This window comes from Streptomyces sp. NPDC041135, assembly GCF_055592085.1.
The window spans coordinates 1-1,772 of the sequence record NZ_JBVIYZ010000097.1; the positions used below are offsets into that span (position 1 = coordinate 1).

Annotated in this window: 2 protein-coding genes and 2 pseudogenes; 2 read left to right on the plus strand and 2 right to left on the minus strand. The window is 63.7% G+C overall.

Going from position 1 to position 1,772, the window contains the following annotated elements:
- A partial coding sequence (locus tag ACZ6CZ_RS37985; protein WP_469030679.1) for a transposase family protein occupies positions 1-436 on the plus strand: 436 nt, incomplete at its 5' end.
- A gap of 58 nt (positions 437-494) precedes the next feature.
- On the opposite strand, the pseudogene ACZ6CZ_RS37990 reads toward ACZ6CZ_RS37985, so the two are convergent.
- Positions 495-656 (minus strand): annotated as a pseudogene (locus ACZ6CZ_RS37990) (IS5/IS1182 family transposase); the annotation flags it as partial.
- 80 nt (positions 657-736) lie between these two features.
- Positions 737-1,069 carry a histone-like nucleoid-structuring protein Lsr2 gene (locus ACZ6CZ_RS37995; RefSeq protein WP_469030681.1) on the minus strand — a complete coding sequence of 111 codons (333 nt, stop codon included), beginning with the start codon at positions 1,067-1,069 and terminating at the stop codon, positions 737-739.
- Between the two features lie 287 nt (positions 1,070-1,356).
- On the opposite strand from ACZ6CZ_RS37995, the pseudogene ACZ6CZ_RS38000 reads away from it, so the two are divergent.
- Positions 1,357-1,495: pseudogene (locus ACZ6CZ_RS38000) on the plus strand (IS701 family transposase); the annotation flags it as partial.
- Between the last annotated feature and the right edge of the window lie 277 nt (positions 1,496-1,772).

A 1,772-nucleotide genomic window follows, 5' to 3' on the forward strand; every position in this document is an offset into this window, starting at 1 on the left:
GACCATGGTCGTCACGGACGAAAACGGCCGCGTGCTGTTCTGCAGCCCGACCAGGCCGGGCAGCTGTGCGGACATCACCCACGCCCGTCAGTTAGGGCTGGTCAAGTTCTCGGCCGACGGACCGATGGTCGAGATACTCGCCGACGCCGGCTACCAGGGTCTGGATGCGCAGACCGGCGGGCGCGTAATCACGCCACCGCACCGCAAGTTCAAGAAGAACGCTCCGGAGTGGTACGAGGAAATGCACGAACGCCAGCGCAAGGCACACTCCTCGCGACGCATCCGGGTTGAGCACGACATCGCCCACCTGAAGAACTGGCGGGCACTCGCCCGCCACCACGGTCGCCGCGAGCACATGAGCGACATCGTCCAAGCCGTCGCCGGCCTGCTGTCACATCAGCAGACCGCGGACCTGCCCCCAGAACGGCAGGCGTGATCACCAAGCCCCGCCGCACTCCTCGACGCCTCACCGCCTACCGTGCACCAGCTCGTTAATTCAAGCAGCCCAGCTTCCGCCAGCGGGTGATGCGTGCGCGGCGGTGCTCGTACAGCAACCAGGCAACATGCTCGACGAGCTCATGCGGGACGTCGAGCGTGGCAGGATACGGAACCAACAGGGCCCCTTTGGTCGCCTGCGTGCTGAGTGGAATCACCATGCCAACGCCGAGGGGCCCTGCCTCGTCACCACACCCACTGACCAGCCCCTTTCACGCACCAGCACAGGATGAGAAGAGGTTCAGTGAGCCCTTTCATAAGCTTCACGAACGCTGGCAGGGACGCGACCACGGTCACTTACTTGGTGACCGTTCTCTCGTGCCCACAAGCGTACTTCTTCGGCACTCGGCCCACTTGTCGCCTGCTTGCGCGGCTGGGTAGCTGTCCTAGTACGGCCGGTCTTGCGGCCGCTATCGATGAAAGGGGCTAGCGCTTCGTACAGCTTGTCATAGTTGTCTGAGACGAGGTCGATTTCGTAATTGACCCCATCGAGGGAGAAAGTATGGGTCTGCACCTCCTCTGATTCTGCACCGGTCAGGTCGTCCGAGAAAACGGTCACAATCTTCTGAGCCATAAGCGAATACTAACCACAACTATCGGCCAGTGGAAACCCGCTTCGGCAACGTCTGCTGCAACTACACGTCGCAGTCGTTGTGCTAGGACCGCTGTTGCCGGACCCACCCGTGCGTCCTCGTGTCCGAGCGCCTCTCGACGCCGGAGACGGGTCCCTCGGAGCGGGGCACGATCCGTCCACCCGGTGCTGTAGACGTCCAGCACAGGCGCATTAGCGCTACAGTCTGGCCTGGCCGCGATCCGTCGGGAAGCGCTACGTTTCGTACATTAGTTTTCCAGTGGCACTTTGAAGCACCCGAGGATGCCTGGCAGCGGCTGTCTGCGGCGTGGGCGCCAAGGGCCCACGGATCTATGATTGGGTAAGCGCCAGGTTGCCGGCGATCGGCTTCTTCGACGGCGACGAGCCACCCACCGCCGCTGGGCCCTAGTGCTGTGACCGGAAAGGTTTGCCGGAAAGCTCGCGGCGTCCGGTGCGGTGCATCGCAAGGCGGAGCGTCACCCGCGTACTGGATGTACTCGGGTGACGCGACAACGCGGCGAGGTGCCGTGCCGGGCGTCGCGAGCCGGTGAACCTTTCCGGTCGCAGCACTAGGCAGTTTCGTTTGGATTAGTCGGTCGTTGGTCCGGGTGTGCCGTTGACTGATGCGCAATGGACGCGGATCGAGCCGTTGCTCCCGGACCGGACGCCGAAGCGGGGTGGCCGC